This window comes from Pseudarthrobacter sp. HLT1-3 (assembly GCF_059383535.1).
In genome coordinates, this window is sequence record NZ_JBWZCJ010000005.1 from 179,217 (window position 1) to 193,792 (window position 14,576).

Sequence of the window (14,576 nt, forward strand, 5' to 3'; positions counted from 1 at the left end):
TCATATAAGTACGCCCGGTTAGCTGTACGTACCCGGAAGGTTGGCGACGATGGACTCAATCGGCCTGGGGACTGTTAGCGGGTCAGCATGGCGATGGAGAACTTTCCAGGCTCCGTCTTCAAATCGGAATATTGTGGTTGCCCGAAGAGCTATGGGCGACGGTTCGTCGGATCCGCCGATCTTCGTCCGCGTTCGTTTGCGTTCGTTCGATCTCGACGATATAGGCCAGTTCCGTTCCGGAATCCCCCGATATTCGCTCGAAGTGGGTCGCCTCGCCTCCGCGTAAGTTGGCAATGGCCCGCTCCATTGTCTTCTCGACCCCAGTCCAGCCGCGAACAGGCGGCCCGAGCGGATTGGCCAGCGTGACGTCATCCCGCCTGGAATACAACTCTTTCATCGGAGCGGGATTGCCCTTGACGACGGCGTCGAGCGCTCCATGGTACTTCTCCACGAACAGATCGAAAGCTTCTGACATCGGGTCCTCCGGGCTCCGCTGCGAGCCCCATCGCCGAGCGTCTGCGGGGCATGCGGTCATAGTGGCACCGCCAGATTTCCTTGTCCAGTACGGTCCCGTTGGATCCGCCCGCAAACAATGAGCAAGGCATTCGCGGTCACTCGGGCGTTCACAACGATGGTCACCCCGTGCCTGCGGCGCGGAAATTGACCGGAGTGGCGGCGCCCCTGATCGTTGAATCAGCACCCGCGGGGCTGTAGCGTGACGCTGGAAAGCATGCTTAGCAATACCTATCCGTCCCACCGGACACAAGGAGCACCTCATGAGAATCGGTTCCTCCATCTTCCTCATCGCCCTCGGCGCCATCCTGGCGTGGGCCATCACTCCCGGCCTGATACCTAACGTCGACCAGACCATGATCGGCTACATCCTGATGGTGGTGGGCGTGATCGGACTGATCGCCTCGCTGGTCCTGGCGTCACCGGGCCGCGGCCGGACGCGCCGGGTCAGCGAGACGCGCTCCGTCGTCGATCCCAACACCGGCGAAACCATCACCCGCAACGAGAGCCGCGACGCCGGTCTCTAAGCCAACGGGCCAACATGCACCTAGGTGCGCCCCACGAACGACCCGGACGCCGGGCCGGACCTCAGGTCCGGCCCGGCGTCCGTCGTTTGCGTCCCCAGCCCTCGCGTGGGACATGCCCCGCCCCTCTCGTGGGACATGCCCCGCCCCTGCGGCCACCAGCGGACTTAGTCCCAATATGACCACTCCTGGGCGCGATACCTGGACATGTCCCGCGGCTCACCGCGCCCAGGCTGGGGGTAACCACTCCTCCTGGAGGGCACATGCCCAGTCCTCGGAGCTGGCGCGGGACATAGTGCCAATATGCCCGCTCCTCGGCGCGAACACGGGGCATGTACCCCGGGTGCGCCCGTGAGAATTCTGCGTTTCTGTTGTTTTCCATTGACAAAGCCACAAAATCAAAGATAAAGTCAATCAACTCCACTAGCTGTGATGGTCATCACGGCAGTGGCAGGAAGGTCCGCAGTACTGACGCAAGGGAGAGCCAGTGTTCGCCGAGGAACGCCAACAGCTGATCGTGGGTCTGATCACCGCGAGCGGCCGTGCCAGCGTCACGGACCTCGCCGAGCGTTTCAGCATCACCACCGAGACCGTCCGCCGCGACCTCGCCGCCCTTGAGGCCGCCGGCAGCGTCCGCCGGGTCCACGGCGGCGCCGTGTCCCCCGAGCGCTTCAGCACGAACGAGGAAAGCATCCTGGTCCGGACCGACCAGCGGCAGCCGGAAAAGACCCGGATCGCGGAGGCCGCCCTCGCGCTGATCCCGCGGGACGGCGCCGGCAGCATCCTGATCGACGCCGGCTCGACCACCGAGGCCCTGGCGGACCTCCTGGCCGCACGGACCGCAGCAACCGCCGCCCTCCCCGGTCCCGCCGCGGAACTCGTGGTCATCACCCACTCGCTGCCCATCGCCGTGAAGCTGTCCGGCGAACCCGGCGTCGCCCTGCACCTGCTCGGCGGGAAGGTCCGCGGCATCACCCAGGCCGCCGTCGGCCCATCCACCGTGGAAGCCGCCCGCCGGATCCGTCCGGACATCGCCTTCATCGGCACCAACGGCATCCACGCAGCCTTCGGGCTGAGCACTCCCGATCCTGAAGAAGCCGCGGTCAAGGCTGCCTTCGTCCAATCAGCACGCCGCATTGTGGTGCTGGCTGATTCCTCCAAGCTGGATGCCGAAACCCTGGTCCAGTTCGCCTCGTTGAAAGATCTGGACACTTTGATCACTGACACGAAACCCAGCCAGGAGCTGGCCGATGCCTTATCGGATGCCGGAGTGGAGGTGGTGGTCGCGTGATTGTCACCCTGACCGCCAACCCGAGCCTGGACCGCACCGTGGCGCTGCCCGGCCCGCTGCTCCGCGGCGAAGTCCAGCGGGCCATCTCCGTCCGGCAGGAATCCGGCGGCAAGGGAGTGAACGTCTCCCGCGCCCTGGTCGCCTCCGGCCTGACGACGGTCGCTGTGCTGCCGGGAGCCGAGGCGGACCCGGTCCTTGCCGGGCTCCGGGCAGGCGAGGTCCCGTTCGCGGCCCTTCCGATCGGCGAGCCGCTGCGCAGCAACGTGGCACTGACCGAGCCCGGTGGTGTCACCACCAAAATCAACGAACCCGGACCAGTGCTCAGCGAGGAGCAGCAGGAAGCCCTGATCGGGCTGTTGCTGGACCACGCCCGCGGCGCCAGCTGGGTTGTCCTGGCCGGCTCGCTCCCACCCGGGGTCCCGGCCGACTTCTACGCCACCGTCACCCGGCGGCTGCGCTCCATGGATCACGGCAACGAGGCCCCCCTCATCGCCGTCGACTCCTCCGGCGAACCGCTCGCCGCCGCGATCTCCGGCGACGCGCTGGGGAAACCGGATCTAATTAAACCCAACGCCGAGGAACTGGTGGAGCTGGCTGCCGCAGCCGGGTTCGCCACGCACACATCCGCCGAGGAACTCGAAGCGGATCCGGAGGCTGCCGCAGTGGCCGCCGCCGCCGTCGTGCGCTCCGGGGTGGGTGCCGTGCTCGCAACGCTCGGCTCCAAGGGTGCGGTGCTTGTAACGGCCGACGGCGCGTGGCTGGCCACGCATCCGCCGGTCACCGCCGTGAGCACGGTGGGCGCCGGCGATTCGTCGCTGGCCGGCTACCTGCTCGCCTCCAGCCAGGGCGCCGCCCCGGCCGATTGCCTCCGTCAGGCGGTGGCCCATGGTGCCGCCGCCGCTTCGCTGCCAGGCTCCACAGTCCCGGCAGTCCACCAAACCACCCCCAACGCCGTAACCATCACGGCCCTCCGGAAGGATTGACAGTGACTCAGCTCATTACCACCGACCTGGTCGAGCTCGACCAGAACCTGGGCAGCTCGCCCGAGGACGTGATCCGGCACCTGGCAGGCAGAGTTGCGGCCACCGGACGCGCCACCGAGGTCGAGGGCCTCTTCGCCGACGCCTTCGCCCGGGAATCCAAGACCGCCACCGGTGTCCCCGGCGGCATCGCGATCCCGCATTGCCGTTCGACGGCGGTCATCGAACCCACGCTCGCGATGGCCCGGCTCTCCGCCCCGGTCGACTTCGGCGCCAAGGACGGCCCCGCGGACCTGATCTTCTTCATCGCGGCCCCGGAAGGCGCGGACCAGGAGCACCTCAAGCTCCTCTCCAAGCTGGCCCGCTCGCTGATCAAGAAGGATTTCACCGCGGCCCTGCGCGCCGCGGGCTCCGAGGCCGAGGTCGTCGCGCTCGTCGACGGCGCACTGGCTGACAAGCCCGCCGCCGCGGCCCCGGCCGCAGCAGCGTCCGGAGCAACCGCAGCTGCAGCCTTGTCGACCGCCAAACCCGAAACCCCCGGGGCAGCCCGCCCCAAGCGCCTCGTCGCCGTGACCGCCTGCCCCACCGGCATCGCACACACCTACATGGCCGCCGATTCACTCGTGGCCGCGGCCAAGGAAGTCGGCGTCGACCTCCAGGTCGAAACCCAGGGCTCCTCCGGCGCCAAGCCACTGGATCCAGCAGTCATCGCTGCTGCCGACGCCGTGATTTTCGCGGTGGACGTGGACGTCCGCGGCAAGGAGCGCTTCGCCGGCAAGCCCGTCATCAACGCGCCCGTCAAGCGCGGCATCGACGAGCCGGCCAAGATGGTCCAGGAGGCCCTCGCCGCGGCGGACAACCCGAACGCCCGCCGCGTCCCGCACTTCGGTGCCGAGGAGCAGGCCGAGCACGAGGCCTCCGAAAAGGGCGAGCACATCGGCCAGAAGCTGAAGCGGGCACTGCTCACCGGTGTCAGCTACATGATCCCGTTCGTCGCCGGTGGCGGCCTGTTGATTGCCCTGGGCTTCCTCCTGGGTGGCTACGACATCACCGCCGTTGCTGACAAGGTGGTCGTGGAGAACAACTTCGGCAACCTCCCCGAGGGCGGCCTCGCGATCTACCTCGGCGCTGTGCTGTTCAAGATCGGCGCCCTTTCCATGGGCTTCCTGGTTCCCGCACTGGCTGGCTACATCGCCTACGCCATCGCCGACCGGCCGGGCATTGCACCGGGCTTCGTCGCCGGTGCGGTGGCAGGCTTTATGGGTGCAGGCTTCCTCGGCGGCATCGTCGGCGGCCTGCTCGCGGGTTACATGGCGCACCTGATCGGGACCTGGCAGGTTCCACGCTGGCTCCGCGGCCTGATGCCCGTGGTGATCATCCCGCTGCTCGCTTCCATCTTTGCCTCCGGCCTGATGTTCCTGGTTCTCGGCGGTCCCATCGCAGGCCTCACCAAAGCTCTCAACGAGTGGCTTTCGGGCATGACCGGCGCCTCCGCCGTCGTCCTCGGCATCATCCTCGGCCTGATGATGTGCTTCGACCTCGGCGGTCCGGTCAACAAGGTTGCCTACGCCTTCGCCGTGGCCGGCCTGAGCGCCGGCAGCGCCACCAACCAGGCACCATGGCAGATCATGGCAACCGTGATGGCTGCCGGCATGGTCCCGCCGCTGGCGATGGCGCTGGCCACCGTCCTGGACAAGAAGCTCTTCAGCCTCGCCGAGCGTGAAAACGGCAAAGCTGCCTGGCTGCTGGGCGCGTCGTTCATCTCCGAAGGTGCCATCCCGTTCGCGGCCGCCGACCCGCTGCGTGTCATCCCGGCCAGCATGCTGGGCGGTGCCCTCACCGGGGCCCTCTGCATGGCAACCGGCGTGACCTCGCAGGCACCCCACGGCGGTATCTTCGTGTTCTTCGCCATCGGCAACCTGGTGATGTTCATCGTCTCCATCCTCGCCGGAACCGTAGTCAGCGCCCTGGCCGTCGTCGCCCTCAAGCGCTGGGCAGCCAAGAAGACCGTTGATACGGTTGAACCGGTTCCCGTAACCGTCTAAGCCGGGCCCGGAAAAATCCCTTCCAGGGCCGACCTTCCCGGCCGACATTCCTTTCTTGATATACAAGGAGCAGAAATGACCGAACGTAACGCCACCATCGCCAGCCGCGTAGGGCTGCACGCCCGACCGGCCGCCATTTTTGCCGAGGCTGCAGGCGAGTTCGATCTAGAAATCACAATCGCCCGGCTGGGCGAACCCGTGGACGAGGCCATGGATGCCGCCAGCATCCTCTCCCTCATGAGCCTGGGCGCGTCCCACGGCGAAGTTGTGGTCCTGCGGGCCGAGGGCGACGGCGCCGACGCTGCCCTCGATCGCTTGGTCCAGATCCTCGAAACGGACCACGACGCCGAATAGTGTCACTACCCCGGCGGTCCTGCCGCCGGGCACCAGGCCCGGCCGAACCCTGTACAGGGTGCGGCCGGGCTTCGGCGTTTCCGGGGATTGAGGGGAATGACGGCCTGCGGGGATCCCCGAACCGTCAGCAAACTTAGTAAATGCTTGTCACAGCCACTGCGGCGGCGCTACTTTGGAACCGCGGCAGCACCTCCTGCCTGCCGCAGGACGAGCCCCGAGGTAATGATGCCCGCAAAGAAGAATGCCCCGCGCGGGTCCGAAAGTCCCAGCATCAAGGACCCTGAACTCTACGAAGCGCTGCTGGACGACGGCGCTTCGAAGCAGAAGGCCGCCCGCATTTCCAATGCCGCAGCCGCGAAGGGCCGGTCGCCGGTGGGCCGCAAGGGCGGAAAAGCCGGCGACTACGAGGACTGGACCGTCCCCCAGCTGAGGGAACGCGCCAAGGAGATCGGCTTGAAAAGCTACTCGGGGAAGAAGAAAAGCGAGCTCATCTCCGCGCTCAGGAATTCCTGATCCCGGTGGCCACGGGCCGGACAGCAGACTTTTCAGGCCTCTTTCCGCGCGCTCCGCACCGCGGTCTTTGGGGCGGCAGTCTTCGTGCCGGCAGTCTTGGTTGCGGCAGTCTTCGTACCGGCAGTCTTCGCCGGAGTTTTGGCCGCTGCTTTGGCCGGTGCGCGCGATGCCGCCTTCGCGGCGGGCGCCTTCGGGGCCGCCTTCGCAGCGGGCGCCTTCCCGGCGGACTTGGCCGCGGCCGGCTTCGGGGCCGCACTGCCGGATTCGTCCCCGGATGCGGTCCCTCCCCCGCGCTTCTTCTCGAGGCTCCGCTTGAGTGCCTCCATCAGGTCGATCACCTCGCCGCCGCCGGCCTCGTCTGCCGGGACACCGAAAGTCTCTTCCGTGTCCAGCGATTCCCCCTTCTCCAGCTTCGCCTCGATGAGCTGGCGCAGCTGCAGCTGGTAGTCGTCAGTGAACTGCTCCGGTTCAAAGTCCGCGGCCATCGAATCAACCAGCGCGGCGGACATCTCCCGCTCCTGGGCGGAGATGCGGATGCTGGTTTCGAGCGAGGGGAAGCTGGCCTCCCGCACCTCGTCGGCCCAGAGCAAAGCCTGCAGCACCAGCACGTCGCCGCGGATCCGCAGGGCGCCCAGCCGGGTCTTGTCACGCAGGGCGAACTGGACGATGGCCACCCGGTCCGTGTCCTCCAGCGCCCGGCGCAGCAGGACATAAGCCTTGGGGGACTTGGAGTCCGGCTCAAGGTAGTAGCTCTTCTCGAACATCATCGGATCGAGCTGCTCGGCCGGGACAAACTGCACGACGTCGATCTCGTGGCTGTTCTCGGCCGGGATGGACTTGAGCTCCTCGCGGCTGAGGACCACCGTGCGGCCGTCGTCCTCGTAGGCCTTGTCGATGTCCTCGTAGTCAACGATCTCGCTGCAGATCTCGCAGCGGCGCTGGTAGCGGATCCGTCCCCCGTCGGCGTTGTGGACCTGGTGCAGGCTGATGTCGTGGTCTTCGGTCGCGCTGTAGACCTTGACGGGCACGTTGACCAGCCCGAACGCTATCGCGCCTTTCCAGATGGCTCTCATGGATACAGTGAACATCACAGTTGCGTGGAGGTGAAGCCCCTTGGCTGAAAGGACCCCGGCCGGCGGCAGGGAGCGGGTCCGGGTCGGCGGCCGCGAATTGGTGGTCACCAACCTGGACAAGGTCATGTATCCGGAGACCGGCACCACCAAGGCGGATGTCCTGGCCTACTACGCAGCGATGGCGCCCGTGCTGATCCCGGCCGCGGCGAACCGCCCGGCCACCCGGAAACGCTGGGTGCACGGCGTCGGGACCGCCGATGCCCCTGGCACGATGTTTTTCCAGAAAAACCTGGACCATTCGACTCCGGGGTGGGTGCCAAGGGCATCCATCACACACAAGGAACGAACTATCCAGTACCCTCTGGTCAACGACCCGGCCACGCTCACCTGGCTCGCCCAGATCGCATCCCTGGAGATCCACGTGCCGCAGTGGCGGGTTGATTCCCACGGAAACGCCCTGCCTCCTGACCGGCTGGTACTGGACCTGGATCCCGGCGAGGGGGCCGGGCTGGCCGAATGCGTGGAGGTCGCCAGGCTCGCCCGGACCATCCTGCAGGACGTGGGACTGGACCCGGTGCCCGTGACCAGCGGCAGCAAAGGCATCCACCTGTACGCCGCCCTCGATGGCTCGCAGAGTTCCGAGCAGATCTCCGAATTCGCCCACGAACTGGCCCGCTCGTTGGAAGCCGACCACCCGGAGCTGGCCGTGAGCGACATGAAGAAGACGCTGCGGACCGGCAAGGTGCTGGTGGACTGGAGCCAGAACAGTGCCGCGAAGACCACCATCGTGCCCTATTCCCTGCGCGGGCGGCTCCGGCCCACCGTGGCGGCGCCACGCACCTGGCGCGAACTCAGCTCGCCGTCCCTGCACCAGCTCGACTACCACGAGGTGCTGAAGCGGGTGCAGTCCGGCAAGGATCCGTTCGCCGCCATCTCCGGCCGGGGCCGGCCCACAGCCGGGCTACCCGGCCATGCCGGCGGCGATCAAACCGCCGCCGAGGACGCCGCCGAGGGGAAAGCAGCCGGCGACGGCGGCGACACCGACCCGCGGCTGGAAACCTACCGCGCCAAGCGGGACCCGGGCTCGACGCCGGAGCCATTCGCGGCGGAGCGGTACGTCGCGGGGCCAGATAATGGCACGCTTCGGGAGAAGTTCGTCATCCAGGAACACCACGCCAGCCGGCTGCACTTTGATTTGCGACTGGAACGGGACGGCGTGCTGGTCTCCTGGGCGCTGCCCAAGGGTGTCCCCACCAGCAAGACGAAAAACCACCTGGCGGTCCAGACCGAGGACCACCCGATGGACTATTTGGACTTCGAAGGCACCATTCCCAAGGGCCAGTACGGCGCCGGAACCATGAGCATCTGGGACCGCGGCCACTACGAATGTGAAAAGTGGATCGCGGGTAAGGAGGTCATCGCCACGCTCACCGGACAGGACGGCGGCGGCCTGGGCGGCACCCGCAGATTCGCGCTGATCCACACCGGCCGTGGCGACGACCAGTGGCTGATCCATCTGATGGACCCGCCGGGCGCTAAGCAGGGGCAGGCTCCCCCGGCGTCGGCGGAGGCGGCGGTGGCGGCGGTGGCGGAGCCGCCCGCACTCGACGACGGGTCCGGCGCCCCCACACGGGATTCCGGCACGGGCAACACCGGCGCCGCAGCGCAGGAAAGGGACCAGCCCGCCGCCCCTGACGCGGCGGACTTCCGGCCGATGCTGGCCAGCGCCGGAACAGCCGCCGACCTGCCGGGCAAGGACTGGCAGTTCGAGCTCAAGTGGGACGGGGTGCGGGCCCTGATCGTCGGCGACGCGGAGAAGATCCGCCTGGTCAGCCGAAACGGCAACGACATGACCGCGGTATACCCGGAACTGACGGAGCGCTCCTGCTGGCCGGAACGGGATTTCATCGCCGACGGCGAGGTCATCGCCGTCGGCTCCTCGGGGCGGCCGGATTTTGGGCTGCTGCAGGGGCGGATGAAGCTCACGCGTGCCTCCGACATCGCCAAGGCGCGGTCATCGACGCCGGTGCGGCTGATGCTGTTCGACCTGCTGTCCGAGAACGGCAGGGATCTGCGCCGTCTGCCGCTCAGCAAGCGCCGGGAAAGGCTGGAGGCTTTCTTTACCCCTTCCGGCTGCCCGGTGGAGCTCTCCCCGCTGATCGAAGGCGAAGTCCGGCACATCCTGGAAAGCGCCGAGGAGCTCGGGCTGGAGGGCGTGATGGCCAAGCGCACGGGCGGCAGGTACGTCGGGCAGCGCAGCACCTCCTGGCTCAAACTCAAGTTCGAACGGACCCAGGAGGTGGTGGTCGGCGGCTGGCGGCCGGGCAAGGGCGGCCGCGGGCAGTCTGTTGGCTCGCTCCTGCTGGGGATACCGGAGGGTTCCAGGCTGCGCTACGTCGGCCGTGTCGGCAGTGGATTCAGCGCCAGGGAACTCAATGAGCTTCGTCTGCAGCTCGATGCCCTCCCGCGGAAGACCTCGCCGTTCGAGGAGGTGCCTGCGGCCGACGCCTCGGACGCCCATTGGGTGAGCCCCATCCTGGTCGGTGAGGTCACCTATGGCGAGTGGACCGGCAGCGGCAAGCTAAGGCACCCGGTCTGGCGCGGCTGGCGGCTGGACAAGAAGCCGGAGGACGTGGTGCTGGAGCCACGTTGAGCGCAGTGAAACGCCCGGGAGACCGTTGCAGGTCAACCCGGGCGGGGTCACGGCGCACGGCGCCGGCGCAGGTTCGGTTCAGGAGGAGTGCGGTGTGTCCGGCGGTGTGATCCGGTGCACCGCATTTGCTGCAGCCTCGTGCCCCAGCCGGCCAGGCTGGACGTCGTGCTCCTTGGGATGGCGGTGTTTGCCGCTTCCGTCCGGCCACTGTTTCCCGTCAGCTGCCGTGGGAGGGGTGGGACGCTTCGTTTCCGGTCCGGGCGCCTCGTCCATGGACTCCGCCATATGACTGGCAACCTCAGGATCGATCCCGTCTCCGAACTGGTTTTCCGCCATTGCTCTTCCTTCCACTGTCGAATAACGCCGTCGAACTAAGCCGTAGAAACAAGCCCAAAATGAGGGGTCCAACTATCGTAGGTCGCCCGGCTGGCGATGTCTGCAGGACTACCAGCGGACCTTCTTCTCAGCCGGGCCCTGCTTGCCGCTGGCATGCGTGGGTTTGTGGCTGTGGCCGACACTCTGCGAGGCGGCCCCGCCCCGGGACTTGCTGGCGAGCATCTCCTTCTGGGCATCGGTGAGGCGCGATTTGATGCCCTTCGCCTCATCCTGCTTGGACTGGGGCGTGTTGTCCCCCTCGGCTCCGCTGCCGCCGCTCTTCTTGGTCTCTTTGCCCGTCATGGACTGTCTCCTCGTGTGGCTTTTTGATCAGCACTCCGCTGGGTTCAACCCTAAGCGCTTTCCGGATCCTGTGGGTACCCCTCTCGGCACCGCGTCCACGCCGCAAACGGGTCCCGCGAGCGGCGAACCGGGCCCGCCGCCAAACGGGGAATCCGGCCGGATTTACGGCTTCCGGCCCCCCTTCCGGGAAAAACTTTCCGCAGCCACCGCTGAAGACCGGCCGTTCCCAACAACGGCGCGGTGAAACCGGGGAAAAGAAACCGGCCAGCCAACCCCCGATATGGGCTGAAATAGCGGATCATACGGCACCGATCTCCGAAAAACCATAGAAATCGCGTAAAATTGAAAGCCTGCCCAGAGCGGGGCAGCTACAAGTCGTAAGCAAATGACCTCCATAGGAGCGGCCCAAATGCCCATAGACCGAAGCACGACCGACTCTTCAGCAGGCGTTATGAACGCCAGCGGGACCAACAAAATTGCACCCACAGGTGCCAGAAAACCAAAGCTCCGGACACGCCGTCGGCTCAAGGAGTCCGACGTCAACGTCGTCAACAAGCCGATGCTCAAAAAAGCCCTCGGCGGCACCATCGTGGGTAACACCATGGAATGGTACGACGTCGGCGTGTTCGGCTACCTGATCACCACCATGGGACCGGTGTTCCTGCCCGAGGCCGACAAGTCCGTGCAGACCCTGTTCCTGCTGGGCACCTTCGCCGCCACCTTCATTGCCCGCCCGCTGGGCGGAGTCATCTTCGGCTGGCTTGGCGACAAGGTGGGCCGCCAGAAGGTCCTCGCCTGGACCCTGATGCTGATGGCCGCGAGCACTTTCGCCGTCGGCCTGCTGCCCGGCTACGCCCAGATCGGCATGTGGGCTGCTGCCCTGCTGGTCCTGCTCAAGCTCGTCCAGGGCTTCTCCACCGGTGGCGAGTATGCCGGTGCCACGACATTCGTCAGCGAATATTCCCCGGACAAACGCCGCGGCTTCTTTGCCAGCTTCCTGGACATGGGCAGCTACCTCGGCTTCGCCCTCGGCGCCGCACTCGTCTCCGCGCTGCAGCTGACCCTGGGCCAGAGCGCCATGGAGGAGTGGGGCTGGCGGATCCCGTTCCTGCTTGCCGGCCCGCTGGGCCTGATCGCGATCTACTTCCGTAACAAGATCGAGGAATCCCCGCAGTTCCAGGCCACGCTGGACGCCCAGCAGGAAAACGCAGCCAACGCCATCTCCTCCGACGTCACCGCGTCGAAGGGCCCGGTCGGCATTGTCAAGGCCTACTGGCGTTCACTCATCGTGGCCATGATCCTGGTCGCAGCCGCGAATACCGCAGGCTATGCCCTGACGTCCTACATGCCGACGTACCTGACCGAGTCCAAGGGCTACGATCCCGTGCACGGCACCCTGCTGACCATCCCCGTGCTGGTCATCATGAGTCTCTGCATTCCGCTGACCGGCAAGCTGTCCGACAAGATCGGCCGCCGCCCGGTGCTCTGGATCGGCGCGCTCAGCACCGTGGTCCTGGCTGCCCCGGCGTTTATGCTGATCGGCGTCGGCGAAATCTGGTCCACCCTCCTGGGCCTGGGCATGATCGCCTTCCCGGTGACCTTCTACGTGGCCAACCTGGCCTCGGCCCTGCCGGCGCAGTTCCCGACGGCGAGCCGTTACGGCGCCATGGGCATCGCGTACAACTTCTCGGTGGCCATCTTCGGCGGCACCACCCCGTTTATCGTCGCCGCCCTTATCGGGGCCACCGGCGATGACATGATGCCGGCCTACTACCTGATGGCCACCTCGGCGATCGGTGCCGTTGCGATCTACTTCCTCAAGGAATCGGCGCAGCGCCCGCTGCCGGGTTCCATGCCCAGCGTGGCCACCCAATCCGAGGCCAAGGCCATCGTTGCGAACCAGGACGAGAACCCGTTGATCGACCTGGTCGAAATGGACATGCCCTTCACCGCAACCGCGGCCGAGGCAGGTGCTGCTCCGGCGGCGCCCCGGGACACCGAAAAGGTTCCGGTCTGAGGCTGAGCTTGTCGCCTGGCCAGCCCGTCCGGTTCGTCCTGAGCCGGGCCGGCTAAGCCGGATTCTGTAGTTGCGTCCCGCCCTGTGAGGCCTGCCGTGTGTGTTTGCCCCCGTTGGGGAAACACCCGCGGCAGGCCTTTGGTGTTTCCGGCCCGTTGCGGCACGTTTCTGCGGCGCGGGGCCGTCCAGCCGGCGCCGCGCCGGCACTCCCACGCTGAACGGCTATTTCGCGGCGCGGCGGGGCGGCCAGGTCGCGAGTCTGCCGGGGAGCAGCCGGGCAGCTGCTGTCAGCGCCTTGTAGCGCCTGGTCGGGATGGAAACCGCCTTGCCCCGCGCGTTGTCAGCCAGGCCCTCCCGCACGACGCGCTCGGCCTGCAGCCACAGCCAGCGCGGTGTCACCGTTGTGTCCATGCCCATTCTGTCGTGGAACTCGGTGCGGGTGGAACCCGGGCAGACCGCCGTGACCTTGACGCCCTGTTTGGAATAGGCGAGGTTGGCCCAGCGGCTGAAACTGACCAGCCACGATTTCGCCGCGGCGTAGCTTCCGCGGGGAAGGAACGCGGCCACGCTGGCGACGTTGATGATCCTGCCGGAGTGCCTCCGGAGCATGCCCTGCAGTGCGGCGTGGGTCAGCTGCATCGCGGTCTCGACATGCAGCTTGAGAAGCGTGGATTCCTCCGCGATGTCGTTCTCCTCGAAGGAACGCAGCAGGCCCATCCCGGCGTTGTTGACCAGGATCTCGACCGGGCGCGCCGGATCCGTGAGCCGGGCCACCACAGCCGCCACGCCCGCGTCGTCCGCGAGATCAGCGGGGAGCACCTCGGCGCTGATGCTGTAGCGGTTTTCCAGCTCCGCGGCTTTGTCCTGCAGCCGGGCGGCGTCGCGGGCCACCAGCACCAGGTTGTGTCCCTGTTCGGCGAGCTGGCGGGCGAATTCCGCTCCGATTCCGGCCGTTGCCCCGGTGATCAGGGCCGTGCCCGCCGGTGTTGCAGTGGATGCAGTCATGGCGACAGCGTAACCCTGCCGGGCCCTGCCTCAGGCAATGGCCTGCCCGGCTGCCAGTTCGTCCTCCGCGGCACCGTCCGCGCCGCTCAGTTTGCGGTTCTGCAGCTCTTCGGCCGCCAGTTCGTACCAGGTGTGCGCACCAAAGGACGGGCTGTTCGTGTCGAGGTGGCGGTACAGGGCATCGGCCAGCTGGCCCAGGGCAGCGTCAGACAATGCCCGGACCGTGGCGGCCGGGTCGAGGGTGCCTTCGAAGTATTCGGCGAGTTCGAAGCCGTTGATCGTGCCGGACCCGTCGGAGAGGGGGCTGTTGGTCTCGCCGCTTCCCGGATTCTTCTGGCCATTCCCGCCGGGATCGGGACCATCCGAAGACACGCCGGCGGCATTCTCCGCGTGGGATCCTGCAGCGACGTCAAACAACTGGACCACCGGCAGCTGCCCCTCAAGGCCGGCCAGGACCACGCCGTCGGGCCCCACATGAAGCAGGCAGATCGGCAGCTCCGCGGGTTCCGCCAGGGTGACCCGGAGCGGTTCCGCGTCCTCTCCGGCCACGGATTCATGGGCTCCGGGGTCCGGCGCGGCGGCCACGCTGGCCGCGGCAATGGACCTTAGCTGCAAGAGGATCTCGGGGTCCAGGTGGGACGCACCGTGGAGGTCGATGATGACATCGGTGCCTGCGCCAAGGTGGCCTGCCCGCTGCATGATGTGCAGCAGCGCGGGGAGGTCTGGCTGGGTGAGGCAACCGGTGACTTCGAGGGTCACATGTCCGGGATCGACATCCACACGGACAAGCACACGCAGTTTATGGTTCACGGGGTTCTCCAAAGGGACACGTCCAAGAGCCAACTGCATAACTCTGTACAAACTTTACGAGGTTGTTGCCCCGGTCACAAGCGGGGCCAGCCGTTCAGCACTTCCCCTCCGCTCCGGGCC

The 14,576-nt window shown here is 66.9% G+C and carries 14 protein-coding genes; 8 read left to right on the plus strand and 6 right to left on the minus strand.

Going from position 1 to position 14,576, the window contains the following annotated elements; all coding sequences use genetic code 11:
- Positions 1–118: 118 nt before the first annotated feature.
- Entirely contained in the window at positions 119–475 is a 357-nt protein-coding gene (locus AC50X9_RS06625) for a Cif family virulence factor (protein WP_494891583.1), read from the minus strand.
- A gap of 301 nt (positions 476–776) precedes the next feature.
- On the opposite strand from AC50X9_RS06625, the gene AC50X9_RS06630 reads away from it, so the two are divergent.
- The 6 genes from AC50X9_RS06630 to AC50X9_RS06655 all read left to right on the plus strand — a co-directional run bounded on the left by AC50X9_RS06630 (position 777) and on the right by AC50X9_RS06655 (position 6,220).
- The gene (locus tag AC50X9_RS06630) at positions 777–1,040 is read left to right on the plus strand and encodes a DUF6458 family protein (RefSeq protein WP_494891585.1); all 264 of its coding nucleotides are present in this window, start codon (positions 777–779) and stop codon (positions 1,038–1,040) included.
- A gap of 484 nt (positions 1,041–1,524) precedes the next feature.
- Positions 1,525–2,328, plus strand: a complete 804-nt coding sequence (locus AC50X9_RS06635; protein WP_494891587.1) for a DeoR/GlpR family DNA-binding transcription regulator — start codon at positions 1,525–1,527, stop codon at positions 2,326–2,328.
- Positions 2,325–3,311, plus strand: coding sequence for a 1-phosphofructokinase family hexose kinase (locus AC50X9_RS06640; protein ID WP_494891589.1), 987 nt, complete (start codon positions 2,325–2,327; stop codon positions 3,309–3,311). The genes AC50X9_RS06635 and AC50X9_RS06640 overlap by 4 nt, the downstream gene beginning before the upstream one ends.
- Positions 3,312–3,313: 2 nt before the next feature.
- Positions 3,314–5,353, plus strand: a complete 2,040-nt coding sequence (locus tag AC50X9_RS06645) for a PTS fructose transporter subunit IIABC (protein WP_494891591.1) — start codon at positions 3,314–3,316, stop codon at positions 5,351–5,353.
- A gap of 75 nt (positions 5,354–5,428) precedes the next feature.
- A complete protein-coding gene (locus AC50X9_RS06650; RefSeq protein ID WP_494891593.1) occupies positions 5,429–5,707 on the plus strand; it encodes an HPr family phosphocarrier protein in 279 nt (92 codons plus the stop codon).
- A gap of 225 nt (positions 5,708–5,932) precedes the next feature.
- A complete protein-coding gene (locus AC50X9_RS06655; RefSeq protein ID WP_494891712.1) occupies positions 5,933–6,220 on the plus strand; it encodes a DUF7218 family protein in 288 nt (95 codons plus the stop codon).
- Between the two features lie 32 nt (positions 6,221–6,252).
- On the opposite strand, the gene ku is transcribed toward AC50X9_RS06655, so the two are convergent.
- Complete coding sequence (gene ku / locus AC50X9_RS06660) at positions 6,253–7,293, minus strand: non-homologous end joining protein Ku (RefSeq protein WP_494891595.1); 1,041 nt, start codon at positions 7,291–7,293, stop codon at positions 6,253–6,255.
- A gap of 124 nt (positions 7,294–7,417) precedes the next feature.
- Between ku and AC50X9_RS06665 the strand changes: the two genes are divergently transcribed.
- Positions 7,418–9,946, plus strand: coding sequence for an ATP-dependent DNA ligase (locus AC50X9_RS06665; RefSeq protein WP_494891714.1), 2,529 nt, complete (start codon positions 7,418–7,420; stop codon positions 9,944–9,946).
- A 78-nt stretch (positions 9,947–10,024) separates the two neighbouring features.
- Here the strand turns inward: AC50X9_RS06665 and AC50X9_RS06670 are convergent, their stop codons facing one another.
- Both AC50X9_RS06670 and AC50X9_RS06675 read right to left on the minus strand, forming a co-directional pair.
- Positions 10,025–10,282 (minus strand): hypothetical protein, encoded by a 258-nt coding sequence (locus tag AC50X9_RS06670; protein ID WP_494891597.1) that lies wholly within the window; start codon positions 10,280–10,282, stop codon positions 10,025–10,027.
- A 108-nt stretch (positions 10,283–10,390) separates the two neighbouring features.
- Entirely contained in the window at positions 10,391–10,624 is a 234-nt protein-coding gene (locus tag AC50X9_RS06675) for a hypothetical protein (RefSeq protein WP_494891599.1), read from the minus strand.
- Between the two features lie 409 nt (positions 10,625–11,033).
- Between AC50X9_RS06675 and AC50X9_RS06680 the strand changes: the two genes are divergently transcribed.
- Positions 11,034–12,641 carry an MFS transporter gene (locus tag AC50X9_RS06680; RefSeq protein ID WP_494891601.1) on the plus strand — a complete coding sequence of 536 codons (1,608 nt, stop codon included), beginning with the start codon at positions 11,034–11,036 and terminating at the stop codon, positions 12,639–12,641.
- Between the two features lie 222 nt (positions 12,642–12,863).
- Here AC50X9_RS06680 and AC50X9_RS06685 read toward each other — a convergent pair whose 3' ends face one another.
- Together AC50X9_RS06685 and AC50X9_RS06690 are read right to left on the minus strand one after the other, a co-directional pair.
- A complete protein-coding gene (locus tag AC50X9_RS06685; protein WP_494891603.1) occupies positions 12,864–13,646 on the minus strand; it encodes an SDR family NAD(P)-dependent oxidoreductase in 783 nt (260 codons plus the stop codon).
- Positions 13,647–13,676: 30 nt separating this feature from the next.
- Entirely contained in the window at positions 13,677–14,456 is a 780-nt protein-coding gene (locus tag AC50X9_RS06690) for a hypothetical protein (RefSeq protein WP_494891608.1), read from the minus strand.
- Positions 14,457–14,576 lie beyond the last annotated feature (120 nt).

Coding starts and splice junctions, on each gene's coding strand:
- AC50X9_RS06685 (WP_494891603.1), bottom strand. CDS start 13,646: ATGACTGCATCCACTGCAACACCGGCGGGCACGGCCCTGATCACCGGG.
- ku (WP_494891595.1), bottom strand. CDS start 7,293: ATGAGAGCCATCTGGAAAGGCGCGATAGCGTTCGGGCTGGTCAACGTG.
- AC50X9_RS06680 (WP_494891601.1), top strand. CDS start 11,034: ATGCCCATAGACCGAAGCACGACCGACTCTTCAGCAGGCGTTATGAAC.
- AC50X9_RS06665 (WP_494891714.1), top strand. CDS start 7,418: ATGTATCCGGAGACCGGCACCACCAAGGCGGATGTCCTGGCCTACTAC.
- AC50X9_RS06650 (WP_494891593.1), top strand. CDS start 5,429: ATGACCGAACGTAACGCCACCATCGCCAGCCGCGTAGGGCTGCACGCC.
- AC50X9_RS06625 (WP_494891583.1), bottom strand. CDS start 475: ATGTCAGAAGCTTTCGATCTGTTCGTGGAGAAGTACCATGGAGCGCTC.
- AC50X9_RS06675 (WP_494891599.1), bottom strand. CDS start 10,624: ATGACGGGCAAAGAGACCAAGAAGAGCGGCGGCAGCGGAGCCGAGGGG.
- AC50X9_RS06655 (WP_494891712.1), top strand. CDS start 5,933: ATGCCCGCAAAGAAGAATGCCCCGCGCGGGTCCGAAAGTCCCAGCATC.
- AC50X9_RS06630 (WP_494891585.1), top strand. CDS start 777: ATGAGAATCGGTTCCTCCATCTTCCTCATCGCCCTCGGCGCCATCCTG.
- AC50X9_RS06670 (WP_494891597.1), bottom strand. CDS start 10,282: ATGGCGGAAAACCAGTTCGGAGACGGGATCGATCCTGAGGTTGCCAGT.